This window comes from Bradyrhizobium yuanmingense (genome assembly GCF_029167105.1).
GTDB classification, from domain to species: domain Bacteria; phylum Pseudomonadota; class Alphaproteobacteria; order Rhizobiales; family Xanthobacteraceae; genus Bradyrhizobium; species Bradyrhizobium yuanmingense_A.
Genome location: NZ_JARFML010000036.1, coordinates 1 through 21,945, shown reverse-complemented (window position 1 = coordinate 21,945; position 21,945 = coordinate 1). Strand labels below are relative to the sequence as shown.

Sequence of the window (21,945 nt, the reverse complement as noted above, 5' to 3'; positions counted from 1 at the left end):
GAGCGCACGCATGTCCGTCATGGCCGCAGCGGCGATACACCGAATCACAGCGCCTGTTTGGGTGGCCATGGGAAGAATGCGTTGGTCCGGGCCTGATACTGCCGATACAGGTCGCCGCGCGACCGCAGCATCTGCTCCTCGAGCGGCGGTATCCCGGTCACATGCACAAGGATCCAATACATGATAACTGGCGCCGCCAGGCTGGCCCAGCCCCACGGGTATCCGGGTTCGAGCGCGATGACGGGGTAAGCCAGCCATCCCAGCCATTCGAAGAAATAGTTGGGATGGCGCGACCAGCGCCAGAGCCCGACGTCGCAGACCTTCCCCTTGCTCGACGCATCGTGTTTGAAGCGCCGCAGCTGCCGGTCTGCCAAGGCCTCGCCGGCGACGGCAACCAGGATGATCACCACCCCGAGATAATCCTGCAGCCGCAGTCCCGGCGCCGGTGCGTGGCCTGCGAGGAACACGGCGAACGGCAGCGGCAGCGAGACCAGCGCTTGCGATTGCAGGAAGAAGAACATCCGGCGCGGGGCATCCGCTCCCCATTGGCGTGCATAGTTCGCGTATCTGGGATCGTCGATCCCGGCGGAGGAGCGAGCCGCGATGTGCGTCCCGAGCCGCAACGACCAAAGCAGCACCAGCCCTGCAACGAGCGCCCGGCGAGCCGGGAGGGAGCCGTCAAGCGGCCACACGGCAGCAGCCGCACCGATGAGACCGGTCGCGTAGGACCAGATTGCATCGACCCAGCCGGAATTGCCGGTGCGCTGCTGGACCACCCAGGCCAGTCCCATCAAGAGACAGAATGCCAGCGCCATGCCGCCGATCGCCTGAACCTGCACTGGAATCATGCCTTACCCGCAGTTGACATCCCATCGATACGTCGGCTGCAAGAGCCGGTTTCACGTCCGACGACGGACCTGGCGGCGGAGTGATCCGTACCATAGCGGCAGACGTTTCCCTGTCAGATCATTCTTCAACGACCGTAGCTGGCGATACAGCATTGGGGGCGAGAGATTATGCGTTTAGCCGTGATCGGGACGGGAATTGCCGGCAACGCTGCCGCGTGGCTCCTGTCGAAACGCCATGCATTGACGGTGTACGAGCGGGAGCTGCGGCCGGGCGGGCATAGCCGCACCGTTCGCATCGACTATGACGGTGAGCCCATCGACGTCGATGTCGGCTTCATCGTCTACAACGAGACGAATTATCCGCAGCTGACGGCGCTGTTCGCGCACCTGGGCGTGGAGACCGTCGAGACCTGCATGAGCTTCGCCATGTCTGCCGACCACGGCCGGTTCGAATGGCGGGGCGGCGGCGAGACTCTTCTCCAAACCGCCTGCGGCTTGTTCGCACAACCGCGCAATCTCGGATCGCCGTCATATTTTCGCATGCTGGCCGAAGTGCTGCGGTTCAACCGGCAGAGCGTGACGGATTTGCGCGCCGGCAGGCTGCAGCGGTTGACGCTCGGCGAGTATCTGCGCAAGCAATCATTCGGACCCCGCCTGTTCGCCGATTATCTCGGACCGATGGGAGCGGCCATCTGGTCGGCCTCGTCGGCCGACATTCTGTCCTTTCCGGCGGAGAACTTTGTCGCCTTTTTCGACAATCACCGGCTCCTGCACCTTGACCGGCCGCGCTGGCGGACCGTCGCGGGCGGCAGCCGGCGCTATGTCGACAAGCTCACCGCTTTGTTCAAGGACAACATTCGGCTAGGCTGTGCCGCGACGTCAGTCAACCGGGCGGAGCATGGCGTGACCATCCGCGACACTCATGGCGGGGCTGAAACCTACGATGCGGTGGTGATGGCTTGCCACAGCGATCAGGCCTTGGCCGCGCTGTCGGATGCCGATGCCCGCGAGCGGTCCATTCTCGGCGCGATCAGGTACGCTCCGAACACGATCTATCTGCATCGCGATCGCAATCTCATGCCCAGGCGCCGCCAAGCCTGGGCTTCCTGGAATTTCCTGCAATGGCCGCGACAAACGCCGGCTCAGAACAACGTTGCGGTGACCTATTGGATGAACCGGCTGCAGGGCATCGACGACCGCAAGCCATTGTTCGTCAGCCTCAACCCTCCCTTCGAGCCGGCGGATCACTTGACGTTTGCAAAGTTCAGCTTTGCTCATCCCCAATACGACCTGGCTGCGTTCGCGGCGCAGCGACGGCTCCCCGCAATTCAGGGCCGGCGTCGGACCTGGTTCTGCGGTGCGTGGACCGGCTACGGCTTTCACGAGGACGGCTTGCAGTCCGGCATTTCCATTGCCGAGGCACTGGGGGGCCAGGCTCCCTGGCGGCGGTCGGACTCGCTGCTGGTCCAAGCTGCCGAGTAGCCCGATGATCCGAACCAACCCCGACAAAGCGGACGGTGCGACGGCACCCGCCGCGCTCTATTGGGGAAAGGTGATGCACGCACGCTGGCGGCCTGTGCAACACCGGTTCACCTATCGCGTGATGAGCCTCTTGATCGACCTCGACCGCTTGCATGAGGCAACTCGCCAGTCGTGGCTGTTCGATGTCAATCGAGCGGCCCCCTTCAGCTTCCACGAGCGCGATCACGGCGACGGCAAAGGCGCGAGCCTCAGCCAACACGCCCGGCGCATGGCCGCGGAGCGCGGCCTCGACCTCTCGGAGGGCCGAATCCTCCTGCTGTGTTATCCCCGGGTGCTGGGCTACGTGTTCAACCCGCTTTCGATCTACTTCTGCTATGGCGCATCTGGCGATCTTGTGTTGTTGATCTACGAGGTCCGCAACACCTTCGGAGAGATGCATTCCTACGTCCTGCCAGTGCAGGACGCGGCAACGGGCTGCGCAATAAGACAGGGCCAGGCCAAGGAGTTCTACGTTTCACCCTTCATGGAGATGGGGACGTATTACCGCTTCAGCATTTCTCCGCCGGGGCAGAATGTGACGGTCAGAATCGTACAGGCGGGCGATCAGGGCGCGATGTTCGCCGCAGCTTTCCGCGGACGACGCCGGGCGCTCACCAGCCGCGCGCTGCTGGCGTCGCTCGTCCGCCTGCCCTTCCTGACGATCAAGGTGACCGCAGCCATTCATTGGGAAGCGACGCGGCTGTGGCTCAAAGGTGTGCCGTACTTGCCTCGTTTGAAACAACGCGGGATTTGATCCATGGACCTGGCAGCCGCTCATCGAGCCGTTCAATTTGATGGTGTCCCATTCCTTGCCCGGCTGGCTCTACGCCTGGCGTCGCAGCTCAAGTACGGCACCGTCCATGTGCGCCTGCCCGACCGCAGAACCGTTAGCTTGCGTGGGCAGCTTCCGGGTCCGTCGGCCACGATCGAGCTCAACAATTACAGATTCGCGCGCAGCCTCGTCCTGGGCGGCGACATCGGCATGGCCGAGGCCTACATACGCGGCGATTGGACCACGCCTGATCTCACGCAGCTTCTCTACGTCTTCTGCCTCAACGAAGATCTCATCGACGGCGCCTTTGCCGGGAATGTGGTGATCCGGCTCTGCCGAAAGGCCCTTCATCGGCTGCGCCGAAACACCAGACAGGGGTCGAGGCACAACATTCATAGGCATTATGATCTCGGCAACGCGTTCTTCGGCGCCTGGCTCGATTCCAGCATGACCTACTCATCGGCTTTGTTTTCAGCCGAAACGACCGACTTGCCCGCGGCTCAACAACACAAATACGAACAGCTCGCAAAGGCCATCGAACTGCAGCCCGGCCAGACCGTGCTCGAGATCGGGTGCGGCTGGGGCGGCTTCGCCGAATTTGCCGCAAAGACTTACGGCGCCAGCGTATTGGCACTGACCATCAGCAAGGAGCAGCACGAATTTGCGAGTCGGCGAATTCACCAAGCCGGGCTCGCTGAGAAGGTCGAGGTGCGGCTGCAGGATTACCGAGACCAGGACGGTCGTTTCGACCGCATTGCCTCGATCGAGATGATCGAGGCCGTCGGCGAGCAATTTTGGCCGGCCTATTTCAGCCAGCTGTACCAGCGGCTGAAACCGGGCGGTCTGGCGGGCATCCAGGCCATTACGGTCCGCAACGAGCTCTTCGACCTCTATCGCAAGCGCGTGGACTTCATCCAGAGGTACATATTTCCCGGAGGGATGCTGCCTTCGACCAATATCCTGCACACGCTCGGCGAACGCTTCGAGGTGCCCGTGATTCATGAGCGCGTCTTTGGACAGGACTATGCCAGGACACTTTCACTCTGGCGCGACAATTTCAGCCGCGCATGGACCGACCTCACCTCGCTCGGCTTCGACGAGCCATTCCGCAGGCTGTGGGAATATTATCTGTGCTACTGCGAGGCCGGGTTCAGGGCCGGAAAGATCGACGTCAAGCAGTTGGTATTTGCGCGGCGGGGGTGAGGCGGCTTAGGACGCGGCAGCCCGACTGCTCTTCAGTCCAAGCGGCTATAGTGGCGGGTCATGATGACAAACGCCGGCGCCATTCAGCTCACGCTGCCCGCCGTTTCCGGCGCGCTGTGGCGGCTTGCCAGGAGAGGTTTGCAAGCGGCACGGGCTTGCTGAAATGAAATCCCTGGCCGAGCGGGATGCCGAGTGATTGGAGCCGTCTGACCTGTTCGGGGGACTCGACACCCTCGGCGACGATCGACAGCTTCAGCGTCTTGGCGAGCTGCACGATGGATTTCAGCACGGCGACGGTCTCGCAGCGATCGATCCTGTCGATGAAGGATTTGTCGATCTTGACCTTGTCGAAAGGAAAGGCCGTCAAATAGGACAAAGACGAGTATCCGACGCCGAAATCGTCGAGGGCAATGGAGACGCCGAGCGCCTTGAGTCGCTGGAGCGTCCTGAGGTTCTCCTCGGTGTCGGCGAGAAATACGCTCTCGGTGATCTCGAGCTCGAGCCGGGTTTGCGGAAGCCCGCTCTGCGCCAACGCAAAGGTCACGGTGTCGACGAGATTGGCGCTGGCAAATTGCAGGGCGGAGAGATTGACGGCGACCTTGACGTCGGCCGGCATGCTCATCGCATCGCGACAGGCTTTGGCGAGCACCTGATCGCCGAGCTCGACGATCAATCCCCCCGCCTCCGCAACCGCAATGAACTCCGCCGGAGGGATGTAGCCCCTGGTGCCGTGATGCCAGCGCGCCAGGGCCTCGACCGATTTTACCCGACCGCTGCCAAGCTCGATCACGGGCTGATAATAGAGCTCTATCTCCTCGCGCCAGATCGCTTCACGCAGCTCGATCTCGAGCACGTTGCGCTGATCCGCTTCCGCCTTGAGCTCCGCTGAATAAACGTGGAAGCAGCTGCGGCCGGCATTCTTCGACCTGTAGAGCGCGAGATCGGCATTGCGAAGGATCTCGTCAACCCGCGTGCCGTGCTCGGGCACGAGCGCAAGACCAATGCTACAGCCGATCACGACCGGATGGCCATCGATGTGATAGGGCTCGGCAATGGCCTGGACCAGCCGCGCGGCCAGGCTTGCAGCGCCGTCGCCCATCACGGCCCGGCCGGGCGCAACGATCACGGCAAACTCGTCGCCGCCGATCCGCGCCGCCGTATCGGCATCACGGATCTGCGCCTTGATCCGGTCGGCGACCTGCTTCAGCAACGCGTCGCCGCATTGATGGCCGAGCGCATCATTGACCGACTTGAACTTGTCGAGATCGAGCAGGAGTACGGCAAACGCTGGCTCCAGCCGACGCGAGCGGGCCAGCGCCTCGTCGATGCGCTCCTTGAACAGGTTGCGATTGGCAAGGCCGGTCAGGCTGTCGTAATGCGCGAGCCGCTCGATGCGGTCCGCCGACGCCTTTCGCTCGGTGATGTCCTCATGCGTGGCAACCCAGCCGCCGTCCTCGCGCCGGCCGTAGGAGATGTAGACGACCCGGCCGTCCGGGAACTGCACGGTGTTCGAGATCTGCTCCGACTGAGCGAGCCGGTTCTTCAGATCGACGAGGTACATCTCGACGTCGAGCACGGCGGTCTGCTTCGCGAACACCTCCCGGAAGTCCATGCCGATCCGAATGTCTTCCGGCACGAGGTCATAGAGTTCGAGCCATTGCCGGTTGAACGCGATCAGGCGGTCGCGGCCGTCGAACATGCTCAAGCCCTGGGGAAGGTTCCTGAGCGCATCCTCGAACTTGCTGGAAAAATCGCGCCGCTCGCGGTGGGCGCGATCCAGCGCCTGCTGCCGTCGCCAATGGAATGTCGTCGCGACGAGGATGATGAACGTAAGCAGCAGGGCCCCGCCTAGATAGACCTTCTGCCTGAAGGCGGAGCGGGAATAAATCTCCTCCTCCGAAATGCCGACGGTGAAGATGAGCGGAAACACGCGCGACCGGCGCGCCGTGATCAGCCGGTCGCTGCGGTTCGGTCGATTCTCGTTCCAATATTGCGCATAGAAGCCGTCGCCCAGTTCGCCCTCGACGCGGCTCGGCGCGCGCTGTCCCAGCACGGAGCCCTGGTCCACGCCCCGGGCGGCGAGCACGACGTAGCTCGCGTTCCTGAGCATCAGCGTTCCTCCGACGCCGAGCTTTGCGGTGTCGTAGAACCTGCCGACGACGTCGACGCTGATCGAGCCGACAACCACGCCGACCGGATTCCCGGCGAGGTCGAACAGCTTTCTCGCGAGCTGTATCGTCCACTTCTTGGACGCGCGGCCCAGCACCGGCTTCGCCACGTAGAGGCGATCGTCGACCTGCGACAGGGTATGGATGAAGTGCTCGCGATCACCGAGATAGAGCGGCGGACCGGAATAGCCCGCCGTCGTCTCGATCATGTATCCGTCCGATCCGATCAGAGCGAACTGGACCACGTCGCCGGTGGCGATGCGGGCCTTGTCGGACCAGAACTTCAGGCTGAAGGCCGGCGGATCCTGGGCGTAAAGTGCCCGCACCACCAGCAACGACTGATCCACGCGCTCGAAGATGCGCTCGGTGTTCTCCTCGAACAATTCGGCGACGCTGTTGCCGTGCGACCGCGCTTGCTGCATCGCATCCATCCGCTCAGAGGCGGTGATTGCGAAATAGCCGATCCAGACCAGGGGCAGAAAGAACAATGCGATCTGCAGCGGGCCATTCCGCAGGATCGTTCTTCCGGCTTTGCGGACTGCCCCTGCGGGAATCACGACGCGCACCCCCGCTTTGGCCGCCAGGGCAGAACTGCGTTCGCCCGCAGTATTGGCATCGCTTGTCTCCGCCTCGACTGCACAGGGGCACCCGCGGTTCGATGCCGGGGCGCGGTGCTGTTCATGGCACAAAGCTAGCTGAAACAGCCTTAAGTTTTTGTTGGGACAATGCTCAATTCTTCAGCTCCAAGCATCCGTATCATCACGGAGGTCGGATGGTTTCGGGCATCGGCATGTCGCGAGCGGCACATTTTAACCGTCTTTGGACCGCTTTTCACATCGCGCGCGCAAGGACGATCGTGCCGGACAGGATGAGAAGCGCGCCTGCCGCATAACTCAGTCGTTGGCCGAACGGCAGCAGCTTCTCGGCGGCGACATAGAGTGCGATGCCGATGATCCAGGCCAGGTTCATCACGCCGCCGACGAACAGCAATACCATCAGAAACCAGCAGCAGCCGACGCAGTAGCTGCCGTGGCGAAGTCCCATCCGGAATGCGCCGCGCGTGCCGGGCCGCCAATGTCGGCTGAGAAACAACAGCGGGCTGTCGCAATAGCGCAGGCAGGCCTGTTTGAGCGGCGTGAACTGATAAAGCCCTGCTGCAATCAGAACGCCGCCGCCCAGAATGGCGCTGGTGCTTGCCATCGCCATCGACAGCAACCCGAAGCGTTCGAACGCTCCTTGCACCAGGACTGCAACGAGACTGAACCCGGCCCACGTCACGAGATAGCCGGCGAGAAAGATCCAGCTATCGATTGCGGCGCGAGAAGCAGCCTCCTGCTTGCGCTTCACGGTCGCATACAAGAGAACGGTGGGCACCGCGCTCGGCGCCATCATCGCGACCATCATCACCCACCACATCACGAACAGCAGCGCGCCATAGAATGGCGTCCACGGCATCGGCGCCATGTCCGGCATCTCGGCCATCATCTCCGTGTCCATGCCGGCGCCGGCAGCGAGATAGGCCCAGGCGAGCGCCACCACTGCGGCGGTCCCGATCGCGACGATCAGCCGGTCGCGGTGGAGCAAGTGTTCCAGTATCGAGCGCTCCTGCATCGACTTGTCCATGGCGATCAGGAGCTGACGCCGAGCTCTCGTGTCGGTGTCAGCGCCGCATCATGCCGCAACGCCCTTGGGCGTCTGCACGACATTGGCGAGCGAGCTGTGCGTACCGCGGGTCTCGAACGGGATCGCGCCGGTCGAGCGGATGTCGGCGGATGCGACCTCGGCCGCCCGATGTTCGAACCCTTCGGGCATGACCACCTGGATGCGGTGCGGATCACCGGTCACCGGATTCCTGATCGGCTCGACATCGGTCTCGAGCACGCCCTTGGCGACGAGTCTTGCGACGCGTCCGTCCTTGTCGAAGGAGAACTCGAACGGCACAAACACGGGATCATGGATCTTGGTGACGATCATGCTGACGATCTGGAACAGCGTGCCTTCGGCCGAATGCTTACCGGAGAAGATATCGAACAACGCCTGTCGCTGCTCCGCCGTGGCGCGTTCGTCGATGATGGGCTGGATTGTCCCGTTGCCCTCATGCAGCGGCCCTGGGAAATCCACCGTGATCGCAAAGCAGAGACCATCGAGCCTGGTCCCTTCGAAATGTCCCTTGGCGATCCGCATGGCGACCAATCCCTTGCAATAGCCTTGGGTCGGCCGTGCGTTGAAATCGCAGGGGCAGCCAAACGCGCAGGTGCAGTTCTTCATCCATTCGCCTTCGAGACGCCAGTCCGATGCAGTCATGGCACATCTCCCAATATGAGCGGGGACGCGGCAGCCGTTGACGAATTTGTTCAGCGTTGTTGTCGAAGCAATGCGAAAAGGCGCGAGCGGGATCGAGGTCCGATCAGAAAGCCGGCATCGCAGAAAGGTTGGTGGCGAGCTGCCGTTTACCGTCCGAGGATCATATCAGCGGCCGCCGGCCGCGTATAGCGAACGAGGGTCGTGCCTCAGGGGCAGCCACGTCTCGGGGACGTCCGATGTCAGGGACATGGTGCCCAGGGGCGGATTGCGCTGCGCGACGCCTTTGGCTTTGATTTTTCTAGCGAATTATTAGCAGCCGTAGGAGGTGTTTACCAGTCACGTTACACATATCGTAGAAGTTGACCACCCCCGACTCGCCAGATGATTGGATCTGGGGAGCTCAGAGGGAGGGGCATACGTGCCTGATCAGTATCCGTTTGTAATCAGCAACAACAGAATTGCTTCATTCTTGGACGCTCTCAGTGCTGCCGCCAGACCTCAAAAGCTCACACAAGAGTTCCTAAGGTCACTCGGGTTCACCAGCACAAATGACCGGGCACTTATTCCGCTGTTCCGGAAGCTTGGTTTTCTCAACGGCGATGGTGCCCCAACCGATGCTTTTGACGTACTGCGCGTGAAGGAAACGCGTGGGGCGATCCTCGCGGAAAAACTTCGAGAACTGTATGCGGATCTTTTCGCGATCAATATCAACATGCAGGATGCTTCGGACAACGAGTTACGGGGCGCAATCAGCAGGATCACCGGAAAGGATGCAGCGACAGTAGCGCGTTACGCATCAACCTTTAGAGCGTTAGCAAATCTGGCTGACTTCAAGGCGCAGTCAGCTCGGAGAGCAGAGCCCGCGAAGGTGGTTGAACCTATTGCCTTACCAGCAACACCGCCAGTGTCCCCGACGCACAACCAAGCTCAGCCTGGCCAAAAGCCAACGGAGTTTCATTACAATATGCAGATACACTTACCCGCGACGAGTGATGTTGCAATTTATAATGCCATCTTCCGATCACTGAAAGAGAACCTCGGAATATGAACCTGGAGAAGCTGAAGCGCTTCGTCTTCGATGGGCTTCTGCTCGAGCCTTAATGCTAACCGCGTCTTCGATATTGCCTGAGCTCCGTATCAACCATTAGAGCCGCTTCACATGTGGAGCCGTGGCGCGTCTCTCCAAATGCATTGAACCGTGCCCTAATCCAGCTGGCGCAAGGTCACACCCTGGTGTAGCATCCTGCCGCTAATATTCAGCAATAAGCGAACGAGCAGGAGCATCACAATAAGACTCGTGCTAGGAATTTTATCTGCAATTGCTCTATACTTTTCTTGCCCCAGCGCCTATGCGGCTAGTGATGGCAGTTTGAACGAATTCGCCCAGCTATCAAAATCTCAGATGCCGGAAACGGCGAATTCTATATTGCACGCGAAGGGCAAAGCGCGCGTTCGGCCACGAGGTATCTGTTACATCGGTGGTTGCTGTGATTATTCCGGTACTCAGGAGATATGCTACCTTGATGAGCAAGGTGCCTGCGTAGACTGCTTCTGCGAGTCAAGCCATACGTGCGGAGGTGACGGACAAGTTAGGAATCACACTCCGATAAGGTCCCCAAGGCGCCGCTAGCGCTCAACAGCTCGCGTCGTAAAGCGCCCAGAGACCACGATGCTCCACTTCGAAGAGGAGCCGGAGGATGCTTCGCCACGTTAGGACAACTAATGAAGTGTACTTATGCGAAGGAAGGCTGACATCGCGCATCGGAGTTGAGCCATCCTCTCTGACATATGCTATAAAGCGCTCTTCCCTGGTATAGTGGCGTTGAGCGAGCAGCTGGAGAGCCCTATGTCACTCCGTGCTACAAGAACTGGTACAACAAACACACTCTGTCTCTGCGATAACTATGTTTGATTCATAGGAGAGCTGATAACAGACCTGCGCATGTGCTACCGCTATTCGACAGCTGAGCTAATCTGCATCGGTTTACCGACAGTAGGCTCGCCCATCAATGTAAAACGGCATGAGCGGAAGACGCCTTCAAAAGTTAATTCCTCGTTCGCTCAGCGCTGTCAGATGGTCAACCCGAGTGTCGTCGGCCGCTTGCTTACGTTGCAGACGGCGAAGACTATTGGAAGCTGGTCCAGTGCCACTTGAATCTGCGCCACCCCGCCTGGAGCGAATTAACTCCTAGCGAATTCTTGGCATAGTCGGTCGCTGCCGCTCTGCAAGCTGTCATCTTCAAACAAACGATCACAGCGCCATCCGCAGGCGTCCTCATACGAATCGTCTTTTTGGCTCGCGTAAAGACAGGCCCCGAGCAAGGCCGCAGCGACCAAGACCACCACGTATCGCGCTCGCACCAAAAAATCAGCCGCTCGTTGGGTTCTTCTCGATGTTGTCTGTTTGCGAAATGGGTCGTGTCCGATGCGACTATGTTGCTGGCATCCTGGCCGACGGTTGACACATCGTTAGCTTGTGCAGCGCGAGAGAGGTTGCGCATTTCGACTTTCAGTTGCGCCCATAATCCCATATTATGGCATGATAAGCGCCCACCAGCGTTATCTAAGGCCGTACCTAATAACGGATGAAAGGTCACATCGGTCACGAAAAGACGAGGCAACAATGACCAATCAAGAAATATCGGCTTGGCTGAAAACGTTGAAGCGAGCCACTGAGGAGGAACTGAAGCAGTTTACGTCCGAACCGGACTTCACGCCGCATCCCATGACAACCTATAGTCGCTATGTGGATGAAAACTCTGTCGTGGACCACGGCTCGTATATTTACTTTAAGGGAGCAGGAACTGCCGGCGGTGTTTGTGCGGGATTTACCTCGGGATATCAAGTGCCTAAGCTTGATATCGTGTCTAAGGGACCAACGCAGGTTTGTCCTAATTATGTCCGGTACTTTTATATAACGTACAATGTCGCCGGCCCGTGAAGGTCGTCTTGCTCGGATGAGCGAGGCAATTCCGACGGGTTGTCGGGGCGGCTGCGTAACCTAATGCGGACCGATCGGTTGGGGTTAAGACGTTTTGGTCACCCGTACGTCACCACAGGCGCGTTATGTACGGGACTTTCTTGGACGACGCACTGGCAGTACTTAGTCCGACCGCTGCGATTGCAAGCGCCAGCTTGTTCATTGCGTCCTTAAAGCTCTCTTCGCTTACGCGTTCCTCGGACTCATCCTTTCCTCCGAAGAAGTGCGCCGGAGCATTTTGGCCATCGTGCGCAATATGGGCTAATCTCCTTGTAGCACCTGTCGCTACTCCCGTTGTTACAGGCTACGCCGCACCTAGTATAGTTTCCAAAAGGTCTGCAACTGTCTTCCACAACGCACCCATCGGGTGGGCTGCATGCCGCACCACCTGGTGTGATTCCCAGACCAAGGAAAATCCCCGCAGCTAGTAAAAGCTGAGCGACGATGAATTTCATTCCCAACCCTCCTCACCCTGACTATCCGATCATGAACTTTGGAGTTAGCATTGGTAATTGTGCTAAACTCGAACATGCGCATCTTCAGTTGCTCAGATTCTTAGTTGCATTTTGTCGGGCACACTGGAGGTTGCAATGCGACAGATTGGTGGCAGGCATACTGACCTGTCCCACGGCACTATCCATTTTGATCCTCGCTTTGGGCCCAAGAGGTCCAGAGCAGAACGCAATCCAAGCTTTGGCCCGATCTGGTTCAGAGGACTAAGTTCGAGATATCTTTGACCCTGCAACCCTTGCTGACTCTGGAGTTACGCGGAGCTTACATCTCGCGAGCGTAGGTAGCCTTAACCTACCTGCCTCACCCAGTCGCGGGCAATGCTCTCAACGCGGTCGATTTCAATAGGGGCAAGGATACCTGTGTGCATGATGATGTTGCGCGACATCTCCATGTCCTTGAATCGCGAAACGATCCAGGCCTGATCTGGAAATAAGTCCTCGAAATCTTGCCAACGTGCGATCACGATCTGCGCAAGATGGCCGAAGGTCGTGTAGCCGATCGATTCTGAGGAGCGGGCAGTATGATACCGATGATGCTCCTCAGCCTCCTTGAGTGATTGCACAACTGTCCTGATCTTGACTGGTACGCACGTTTTCCCACCAATCGATCCCATGACCTTCGAGCAGCCGCTCAGTAATTAGCTCGCGACACGAATTCTCTACGCAGAAGAACAGAGCGAAAACAGAAGCCATCTTCGCGGCTTCAGCCGTAATGCGCGGGCTGCCCGCTCCGCGACCTTCTTTTCTGTTAGGGATGAACAGCTATCCCGCCGGCCTCCAGCTCCTTGAAAGACTGCTCGAGGCCATGAGGCCTCTCGACCTCAAAGATCGGAAACTGCGCGATGGCGTTTGCCTTCGCCTTAATAGTCACGTCTCCGTAGCCCTCTGAGACTTTGCTCGGTGCATGTCCCTATATGGCGTCCAGCCGCGGGTCTCAACGCCCTGCTCGATCCCGATAGTCTTGAAGTGATGGCGCCAGCCGTGACTGGGATCAACGCCTTCCTTCACAACCCTGCCGCGGGCTGTTGCAATCTCTACGTACAAGTCGGCGGGCACCAGAGACGAAAAGGCACTGGGCGATGAGCTATTCCTGTTCGCGCTTATTGCCAAAGCCAAACGAGACTACTTGAGCACGATCGCAGCAAATGCAACAAGATCAACTGGCGGCTGTTGCAGGATGCCGAATGGGGGCGGACGGCATGAAAGCTGCTTGGCTGGAATATCGGCAACTAGCCGCGTTATGCTCGGCGCGGCGGAAGATCCTGCAAGCCGACGCTTCCCCCCAGATATCACCAGGATTGGCTACCGCAGAGAGAGAGAGGGATGGCCGACGGCTGCGCGTTAAAGATGCGACGGCTGATCGAAATCGCAATTATCGAAGCCTTCGAAAAGATGGGCATCGCAGCAGGCCGCCAATCAAGAATATCGAAACCCTTGGAGATGCGCAAAAGGCAATTGCATTTTGAAACGAGCGTCACTCCACGTGGACTTGTCAAGACCGAGGCCTCGCGGAACGCTTGTTTCCACTTGCACGCTCTCTCTGGTTTTGGGCATTCGGGTGGGCGCAATCGTGTTCAAACTGACGAGCGTTGCAGTTTGCTGTGCATTGCTCAGCGGCTGCGCGACAATGCCGACCGAATCTACTGACCCCGTTTCACTCGCAGCAGTCGAAGAACGAGTGAAATGCGGAATAGGACGAGCCTATCTCAGGCTCAATCAGGATCGAAGATTTCCTGATCTAAGCACTTGGTCCAGCGGGGCTGACGCTGACCATGTCTGTCGATTCTAAAGGCGGTGTTGCAGCATGAACCTCGTTGGCTGGGCGCTTTGGTGGCATAAGCCCGCTGGACCCAGCCTTGGCGCTTTCTCAGAATGCCAGGCACACGCATTGCTTAATGTCTACGTCGCTTTTGTCGAAGCAGCCAAGCCGACAATCAGCTACTCAAGCTCGCCTGACCTTTCGATACGCTCAGCCTCACGCCTGAAATCTTCGAATAATCGCTCACGTGCGCCGCCTGTGGGTAGCCGTTCTTTCGTCGGCGGGATCAATGAATCAAGTACATTTGGCGCGCCCTGGAGAGCATGGAAGCGAGCATTCTCAATCGCCATGCGCAGTTGAAGCGAATAGTCCGTCGAAACGAAATCTGCCATCAATGCCGAAGTCCAGTCTTCACGTACAAGGCTTGGGCGGCCCTGATCTATTAAGGCCAACTCTGTAGCTGAAAACGTAAAGGGTGTGCCCGGCGGTATGTTTCGAAACCACAGCATGCGATTCGGGTCCGTATTCTGGCCGGGTTGGAGCGTCGGCGTGAGAAAATGCTTGATGATGCGCAACTTGTGAACCTGCGCAGTGGCATGGCAGGAAAGGCACGATGAAACGGGATTATCGAGAGGTCCATTTACTCTGTCTAGCCAACCAAACGTTGTTCGCTTAGATAGATCAAACACTTGTCCTTGATCACGCAGGGCCATCACAGATGGTTCTAACACCTGCTCGCGGAAATGAGGCCGACTTGTCTGCCCTGGATCATTTCCCCACATCAGGCCGACAGGAACTAACTTCGTTGTCCAGTCTCTTGGCGGCGAACCACTGTCATTGAAAAACATAAATGTGCCGAAGACCCATCCAGTCTGGGCATCGAATCGGGGGTCGCGAATAGAGAAATCGATCTGCACCAAGCGCATCCGCTTAGTTTCGCGCGTGCTACCATCGACCACTCGATAGACGTTGGCATCCCATTCGGGTGCACCAACTAAATATGGCACTTCTACCGTAGTTGCTTCGGTGAAAAGAAACTTCACCACAAAGGTGCCGCGCGGAAACGTCGTCTCGGAGATGTCTGTTGCCGAGCGGTCTCGCCACACTCTGCCCAGCAAGTAGCCGCCAACCTGGTTCATCGAGCCGACCGCCCAACTCTGCACACGACGAGTTTGCTTGGCATGCAGGAAGCCGATTGGAGCCGGCCTTTCCTGTGTAAGCCCGCATATCGGCTCGCGACCACTTCCAATCTTTCCGGCCGCCAGATCGGCAGAGGTATTGCCGACTGAGAAGGTAAGCCAGGGTACATGAAACCATTCCGGACTAGTGCGCGGACATGCACCACTGATATCGCTTACAAAGGAGCTCAGTCCGTAGGCGAGGACTGCTTGAAAATAGGCATTTCGCTGCGAGGGGTCGCTCGGATCAAGTCGCATCCAGGGCTCGTTTGACAAATCTGGATACCTGGTGGGGAAATTCAAGTTCGCCGAGAACAAGTCTGAGGGAGAACCATTCCAGTCAACCGGCTTGCCTAGCAGCGAACTGACAAACCCCGGTGTTTGAGCATTGGCAGGACGCTCAAGACCAACCATCTGGATGCCAGCAACTAAGATCAAATAGAATAGCCACGGCCCTTGCTTCATTCGCCGCTCCAAAAGAAAGAGTTGCGTAAGATGCCGGCTCGTAAAGCGCGACATTGCTCAAATCCCAGATCCTCGCCGCAAGGACAGAATAATCCTGCTGAACGTTGGCTTCAGGGACCCATTTCCCGGAAACCTGCCAACCTTCTAAGGATTGACGGGTTAGTCTACTCAACCTGTCAGGTATTTGACATCAGGTTTCTATTTCAAGGCAAGCCTTCTTTGATGTGCCGGATGGGGAAATGAGCGCTCAAGAGCGACCTTTATTCGAGCGGCTCTATGGAGGGCGGATCATCAAAGGCGTGGACTGTCTGTTGCGTTGAGTGGTCTCTGGTGAGTCAATTCAGACCTCGTTGGTCAGCCCTCAACGTCTGGTCCCCGGGAGGCGCCGTGTGGCCGCTTCAAAGAGGTGTTCCGAAGCATTCCCCGGGCTAAGGTTGAGTGCACCCGAATTTCCGAAATGACCTGGTCAGCGACGTTGAACGCGCCGCCTTCGTGGATGGTCCCGATTTCCGATCCAAGCCCCTTCATTGGTCAACGCAGTGACATAAGCGCGATCTGGGGGGTTCAAGCCGAGCAGCGAGTTACCTGAATCTCACTTTTAGCCAGCCAAGGGCGACCCAGTCCACGTCCCATTCGGAGCCCGCGAGTAGAACCGATGGCTCCGGAAGCAGTTGTGCAGAACGCCTTCATCTACTTGGGCGAAATCGCGACTCGTGATAGCGATACAACCTTTTGAAAAGCGAGGCCCGTCCATTGCTCTCTAAAGTCCGCTTGATCCAGATTGGGGACATCCACCTTCCCACCGCCGGGCGATCCGCTGGGGCCATCGACGACAAGGACTCTCGCTTCCCGTCGGATTTGAAGAAAATCATCTCCAATAGTCCCATAAAGCAGGTATTTCGCAAGATTTATGAACTCACGGAATCCGCCCAGATTGCTGGATTAGTTTTCATGGGCGACCTGACGGACTTCGGTAAGATCGACGGGTACATCGCATGCGCAAAATATATCGCGACGGCGCTTCAGATCGGCGCCAAGGGTCAAAATTCAAAAATGCCGGTCGGCATCATTCCGGGGAATCACGATATCGACCGCACCCTCGCCAAGGAAGCAAGCTTCGCAGCAAAGTTTAAACCCCTCGTGGCAGCGCTTGCAGCGGAAGGCCTGCCCGCGATTCCCGTGACAGATCCTACATGGCTGGAGCTGGAAACACCGGGAGCCTCGATCGGCCTTGTTCTCTTGAACAGTTGCTGGGGCTGCGGATCGAAAGAGTTCATCCCAGCTGAATTTCGAGACGACGTGCAGGAAGCCATCGAAAAGGCCCTACAACGCGGAGAGCACGAGAAGAAGATCGCCGCGTACTACGACAGGCAATTCGATACACCCGCCTTTTCAAACGATACGATCGAAAAGCTACTCAATAGCACCCCGTCAGCGAGCGATTGCTCCGTCTTAATAGTTGCGGCCCATCACAACCTGCTGCCGCAGCGACAAACGAGATTGGCGCCCTACACTGAGTTAGTTAACTCTGGAGCCGTCCGAAGTGCGCTGCTGGAACTCGATAGGCCCGTCCTCTATCTTCACGGTCACATCCATCAAGACCCCATTGAATTGCTGCAAGTCCCCGGCGGGGCCGTTGTGGCGTCAATTGCCGCTCCTCAAATAGTTGCAGGCTTCAACATTATTGAACTCGTATTCACGCGCACAATGATGCCGCTAACTTGCCGGGTCATTAAGTGGAGATTCGATCAAGGCGGATACTTGAGGCAGCTGAGGCCTATCACCATCCCGCTTATTGGGTCCAGGCGACGATCCCATAGTGAGGCGTTGGCAAGTCTATACAGCCTCCTCCTCAAGCATGGCGAAATATACTGGACAGATCTCGTTACTCAGGCGAAGGCCATCTATTCGTCCAACGTTGAAGAAGAACTTGAAGAGTCGCTAGAGTTGCTTCTTTCGGATGCGAAAATCGAAATTTATAACCACGAGCTGCGGTCGACAAATTGGATAATAGGAGCTCGCGTATGACACGACTGCCGCTCAATCCATTCAGACCTACTCGTTGGGAGCACCAACAGGACGGCAAACAGCTGATCTGGTACACGAGGATTGCGAACAATCTAGCAGACGACAAGTCGATCTACGTAAGCGGTAGCCGTGGGAGTGGTAAGACGACGCTTTTGAAAAGCGTTTGCTGGGACGACTTGGCAACTAACAGCTCCCTACGCATGCAGAGAAAGCTCGAAGACTTCAAGAGTATTGGTATTTACATCCGCTTTCCTGACCACCTGACCGTCGCTATGTCGTTTGTTGACTGGGCGAAGGTTTATCCTGACGCGCCATCACCAGCGCTCGAATTTCATCGGTTCTTTTCACTGCTTGTCGAACTCACATGTTGCGAGAGAGCTCTGCACGCCTGCCACGAACTTAGATCTCAAAGCCTTGCAACATTCTCGCCAGCGAAGGAGAAGGAGATCACGAGCAGCTTTATTGCAGAATTTCCGCGACTAGCGCATTTCGCGCACGCAGAAGCCGCAACTTTCTTTGAGCTGGCGCGGCTCCTGCGCGACATAGTGCGGGAGATGAATGCCTCATCAGTACGGGGGACAGTCTCTTCGATAAACGAGCGCCTCCCGCCGCGAGAGCCCGGAGAGATGCTCTCCCTGCTAGTTACAAAGCTCTCGAGCGCTGTGCGACTGGCCGGGGTAACGCCTTCGCGTCCTCCAGGCTTCAAATTTTGCCTCGATGATTGCGAAGTTTTGGGAACTGCGCAGCAGGTAAGCCTCAATACACTCGTACGCAATTCCAAATTTCCGGTCTCATGGGTCGTAAGCTACGTAGGATCGTTATTCGAGAACAGCCGCACCTACCTTGAGCAGCAACCCCTCACTGATGCGGACCGCCGCGTCATCTCGCTCGACTCAAGAAATGAAAGTGATTACCGAGAGCTCTGCCAAGCGGTCGTAAGTCTGCGTCTGATGTTCTCGGTTTCGGAGCAGGCAAGGACATTGCGCTCCGTCAAGGAGGTCTCTGACTTTTTTCCTTTAGATGCTCGATTGGGAAGCCGCTCCGTCAACGACATCATGGAGCAGATGATTAAGCGATCAACGAGCCCGACCGCAGAGCGCCTCGCGAGGAACGCGGCCATTGTTCAACGGATACGAACCGGAAAGATAAACAATGCTACCACTCCCCCTTTGTATCAGACGTACGTTCTGCTGCATTGGCAGGGCCAGGGAGAGGCCTTCAAGACCTCATTCAACAGCGCGGACGAGGACGATTTAGAGCGCCGAGCTCAGTCAAGCAACAGCCCGGCTGGTGAGGCTTGGCTTAGACGAAAGCAAAACGCTGCACTACTTCATTTGGCGTCGACTCTTGGATTCAAGCGCCTGCCTCTCGCAGGTGCAAACGTGATCATTTCGTTGTCGGATGGCTCTATCCGCGACTTCTTAGAGATTTTGGGATTTATATACGAGGCTTACACCAAAAGGCACAAATTGGACGCTTATAGCCAAGAGAGCTTGGATAAATTTGCTCTGGCTCGAACGACCATTGCTAACGAAGTCCAGACAACCGGAATTTATAGAGCGAGCAGTGCCTATCATGCAGGGGTGAGCGCTCGCGGTGAAAGGGACTTTGATGTCGTTCTGCGTCTTATTGAAGGATTGGGGCGATATGCAACGATGTTGCAATCAGATCGTCGCGACCCGAGTGTAATGGGCAGATCTGAACGTGGCATCTTCCAAGTGCGGTTCGAAGCCGCTTGGAGCGAGAGGGTGGACGCCGCGGCAAGACGCGAACGTGCTGTATTGAATGTTGTGAGACAAGCGGAAATCGCCGGTTATCTCAGAATGGTCGATCCTCCGAATCACGATGTACGGGGCGACCCGAGACAAGGTCAGTTGCTGCGCTTTCGTCTTCATCGGAGACTGGCACCCTATTATGGCTTTTCTTACAGGGGACCATACGAGACCGTTGCGGTTTCAGCTTCCGAAATTTGGCAGCTTTGCGATCGGAGCAGTCCTGTTGAGCCGATGCTTTGGGCTGAGGCGATGGCGGCTCATCCGAACATGCTCGATCAGAGGGAACTGTCTCTGGGATGGGATGGCAATCAGTGAACGAGCAAGCTTTTGCAAGCGCAAACGTACTATTGAGACAATCGTCTGTCGATTTAGGTTTCTTCCGAGATCGCGAATACGACTTGGTATTGTCTACACTGAGCTGGGAGCAGCGCGGTACTGCGGCCTTAAAGAGGCTCGGGAGAGAAATTGATGAGCTTTGCCTGCTGAGATTTAACTCTTCGATGAACCCGGCCGCAAACCAGCGCAAAGATGAACAGCTAAAGCTGCTTTCAAAGTATTCAAAATGTTGCATCCCGGTGGAGCTCGACAGCTCGACCTCTTTCTCTTCGAACATGCAGAGGATAGACGATCTCTTGCAGGAAAAGGTCGTGAGCAAGAAGCGACCGCTTCGGATTCTTTGTGACATCACTTGCATCCCGAAGTCTTATTTACTGCTACTTATCGGTCTGGGCTTTCGTAAAAACTACTTTGCACGCCTGGACTGCCTGTATGCGGAAGGACAATATCCGCTTGGGAAACAGCATGAAGCATCAGCCTCTCTCGCGAACACGACTGGCAGCATAACGTCGGAGGGCGTTTGGGAGTCTCTTCCGATACCGTTCTTCGAATCTGAAAGCACTATTCCGAACCACCGAGACGTTTTGGTGACGCTCGGCGGTGAAGTAGGCTTGACCCTGCCATTCATTGAAAAATACGAACCGCGCCGATTGGGGTTGGTCATGATTTCGGAGAGTGAGGTGCAGACGCCCAGTAGGCTCCCAAAGAGCGAACAGTATGCCTTGAGCGAACTCCAAGGTGAGCCAAACGTCGAACGTGTCAATTTATCGCTCACCGACGTAATCGGCACGGTCAGGTACTCAATAGATTTTTGTAAGAAATCATCCGCCGACACAATCACCGCTCTCGCTATCGGCTCGAAGACTCACGCGCTTGCGTTAGGCATTGCTGCCCTGAGCCAGCCTAGAATGGAAATCATTTGTCGTATACCCACTCGTTACACCACACTTGATGTTGAGGCAAATGGCCGGGTGGTTGGCTTCGAAATTGAAGATCGATTCGAACCGAACGCCTATCTTTCATAACACTACCGGCCTCTTAGTTTGGCTAAGCAGACCCACATCTAAGGGCGTAGGGCGAGCAGCGCGGTTATTGCGAGGAACGTTTGAGTCTTGCCACCTTGACGATACGGCGCATCGGATTCTGCCAGCTACTCGCGGGTTAGCGAGCTAACCGGGCTTCAATATGGGCGGTCTATTCATCTCTTTCGCCTTCATAGCCGTCGAGCCAGAGTCGGGCAGCGCCCGCAAGCTGCGTCGTCTTTTAGTAAAGCCTCCTTAGGGTATTCGCCGCGAGTTGATAGCGCAGGACTCCCACTGACCAGTCCGCCAGTGTCGTGGAGCGGACCCGGGCCGAGGCAGCGCCAGCGGGAGGATTTGCCCGAAGGGTCCCGAACGCGAGCCGTGACCTCGTTGCGGCGGCTTCCGGTTTACCCCCCGTCCCCTCTCATCGATCGAGGTTTCTCCGAGCCGTTCAATGTACGCCATCCTTCCTCGAAGAGTCCCTTTATCTCGTCAGGCTGAGTCGATTTGACTCACGATGACAGCGTTGAGCTAGTGAAAGGATGCTCTACGTTTGCATCAACGGACGTTGTTGCAAATGTTGGAGCAGTGCATGTCAGTCACGATCAATCGCTTTGTCGCTTACTATCGCGTGTCGACAGCGAAGCAGGGAGTATCTGGCCTCGGGTTAGCCGCACAGAGGTCCGCTGTTGCGGCCTATCTGAAAGAGCACGGGCAAGTTATCGCGGAGTTCAAGGAGGTTGAGAGTGGACGCCGAAGCGACAGGCCGGCCTTAGAGCGGGCTCTTGCTGAGGCCCGAGTTCATCGCGTTCCTATTGTCGTTGCCAAGGTAGATCGCCTTACAAGGTCTGTCGCATTTCTTTCGCGGTTGTTAGAATCCGGAGTGGAAGTTCGCTTCGCCGACCTGCCTGAAATCGAAGGCCCCACCGGTCGATTCATGCTCCAACTGCTGATTCCGAAGATCTCGCCCGGGTATTCCGATTTGATCTCGCCCAGGATTCCGAGATGATCTCGCCCACCATTCCGATTTGATGTCGCCCGGGGCGCGAGGCGTTCTGGCTGTCTGTTTTCTGG

15 protein-coding genes and 1 pseudogene are annotated in these 21,945 nt (G+C 57.4%); 10 read left to right on the top strand and 6 right to left on the bottom strand.

Features of this window, described 5'->3' with window-relative positions; genetic code table 11:
* Window positions 1-44 precede the first annotated feature (44 nt).
* Complete coding sequence (locus tag P0R31_RS32895; RefSeq protein ID WP_430516880.1) at window positions 45-815, bottom strand: DUF1295 domain-containing protein; 771 nt, start codon at window positions 813-815, stop codon at window positions 45-47.
* 201 nt (window positions 816-1,016) lie between these two features.
* Here P0R31_RS32895 and P0R31_RS32890 point away from each other — a divergent pair, with 201 nt between their 5' ends.
* Genes P0R31_RS32890 through P0R31_RS32880 form a run of 3 tightly spaced genes read left to right on the top strand, consistent with a single transcriptional unit; the run spans window position 1,017 to window position 4,344 of the window.
* Complete coding sequence (locus tag P0R31_RS32890) at window positions 1,017-2,330, top strand: NAD(P)/FAD-dependent oxidoreductase (protein ID WP_275518759.1); 1,314 nt, start codon at window positions 1,017-1,019, stop codon at window positions 2,328-2,330.
* Window positions 2,331-2,334: 4 nt separating this feature from the next.
* Window positions 2,335-3,123 carry a DUF1365 domain-containing protein gene (locus P0R31_RS32885; protein WP_275518758.1) on the top strand — a complete coding sequence of 263 codons (789 nt, stop codon included), beginning with the start codon at window positions 2,335-2,337 and terminating at the stop codon, window positions 3,121-3,123.
* Window positions 3,124-3,126: 3 nt separating this feature from the next.
* Window positions 3,127-4,344, top strand: coding sequence for an SAM-dependent methyltransferase (locus P0R31_RS32880; protein WP_157283250.1), 1,218 nt, complete (start codon window positions 3,127-3,129; stop codon window positions 4,342-4,344).
* Between the two features lie 88 nt (window positions 4,345-4,432).
* Here P0R31_RS32880 and P0R31_RS32875 read toward each other — a convergent pair whose 3' ends face one another.
* The 3 genes from P0R31_RS32875 to P0R31_RS32865 form a co-directional block, all read right to left on the bottom strand.
* A complete protein-coding gene (locus tag P0R31_RS32875) occupies window positions 4,433-7,000 on the bottom strand; it encodes a bifunctional diguanylate cyclase/phosphodiesterase (RefSeq protein WP_275518757.1) in 2,568 nt (855 codons plus the stop codon).
* Between the two features lie 343 nt (window positions 7,001-7,343).
* Window positions 7,344-8,123: a DUF2182 domain-containing protein gene (locus tag P0R31_RS32870; RefSeq protein WP_275518756.1), complete on the bottom strand. Its 780-nt coding sequence runs from the start codon at window positions 8,121-8,123 to the stop codon at window positions 7,344-7,346.
* 60 nt (window positions 8,124-8,183) lie between these two features.
* A complete protein-coding gene (locus P0R31_RS32865) occupies window positions 8,184-8,816 on the bottom strand; it encodes a DUF1326 domain-containing protein (RefSeq protein WP_275518754.1) in 633 nt (210 codons plus the stop codon).
* A gap of 418 nt (window positions 8,817-9,234) precedes the next feature.
* On the opposite strand from P0R31_RS32865, the gene P0R31_RS32860 reads away from it, so the two are divergent.
* The gene (locus tag P0R31_RS32860; RefSeq protein ID WP_275518753.1) at window positions 9,235-9,864 is read left to right on the top strand and encodes a DUF5343 domain-containing protein; all 630 of its coding nucleotides are present in this window, start codon (window positions 9,235-9,237) and stop codon (window positions 9,862-9,864) included.
* Window positions 9,865-11,439: 1,575 nt separating this feature from the next.
* Window positions 11,440-11,757 carry a hypothetical protein gene (locus P0R31_RS32855; RefSeq protein ID WP_275518751.1) on the top strand — a complete coding sequence of 106 codons (318 nt, stop codon included), beginning with the start codon at window positions 11,440-11,442 and terminating at the stop codon, window positions 11,755-11,757.
* An 838-nt stretch (window positions 11,758-12,595) separates the two neighbouring features.
* On the opposite strand, the gene P0R31_RS32850 is transcribed toward P0R31_RS32855, so the two are convergent.
* Window positions 12,596-12,871 (bottom strand): Swt1 family HEPN domain-containing protein, encoded by a 276-nt coding sequence (locus tag P0R31_RS32850; protein WP_275518750.1) that lies wholly within the window; start codon window positions 12,869-12,871, stop codon window positions 12,596-12,598.
* Between the two features lie 760 nt (window positions 12,872-13,631).
* Here P0R31_RS32850 and P0R31_RS32845 point away from each other — a divergent pair.
* Window positions 13,632-13,955 carry a hypothetical protein gene (locus P0R31_RS32845; protein ID WP_275518748.1) on the top strand — a complete coding sequence of 108 codons (324 nt, stop codon included), beginning with the start codon at window positions 13,632-13,634 and terminating at the stop codon, window positions 13,953-13,955.
* Window positions 13,956-14,246: 291 nt separating this feature from the next.
* Here P0R31_RS32845 and P0R31_RS32840 read toward each other — a convergent pair whose 3' ends face one another.
* Window positions 14,247-15,710 (bottom strand): hypothetical protein, encoded by a 1,464-nt coding sequence (locus tag P0R31_RS32840; protein ID WP_275518747.1) that lies wholly within the window; start codon window positions 15,708-15,710, stop codon window positions 14,247-14,249.
* Window positions 15,711-16,442: 732 nt separating this feature from the next.
* On the opposite strand from P0R31_RS32840, the gene P0R31_RS32835 reads away from it, so the two are divergent.
* From P0R31_RS32835 to P0R31_RS32820, 4 genes and pseudogenes are all read left to right on the top strand, one after another.
* Entirely contained in the window at window positions 16,443-17,738 is a 1,296-nt protein-coding gene (locus P0R31_RS32835) for a metallophosphoesterase family protein (RefSeq protein ID WP_275518744.1), read from the top strand.
* Window positions 17,735-19,828, top strand: a complete 2,094-nt coding sequence (locus tag P0R31_RS32830) for a hypothetical protein (protein WP_275518743.1) — start codon at window positions 17,735-17,737, stop codon at window positions 19,826-19,828. The genes P0R31_RS32835 and P0R31_RS32830 overlap by 4 nt, the downstream gene beginning before the upstream one ends.
* On the top strand, window positions 19,825-20,874 hold the full coding sequence (locus P0R31_RS32825) for a hypothetical protein (RefSeq protein ID WP_275518742.1): 1,050 nt from the start codon (window positions 19,825-19,827) through the stop codon (window positions 20,872-20,874). The genes P0R31_RS32830 and P0R31_RS32825 overlap by 4 nt, the downstream gene beginning before the upstream one ends.
* Before the next feature lie 574 nt (window positions 20,875-21,448).
* Window positions 21,449-21,817 (top strand): annotated as a pseudogene (locus tag P0R31_RS32820) (recombinase family protein); the annotation flags it as partial.
* Window positions 21,818-21,945: the final 128 nt, after the last annotated feature.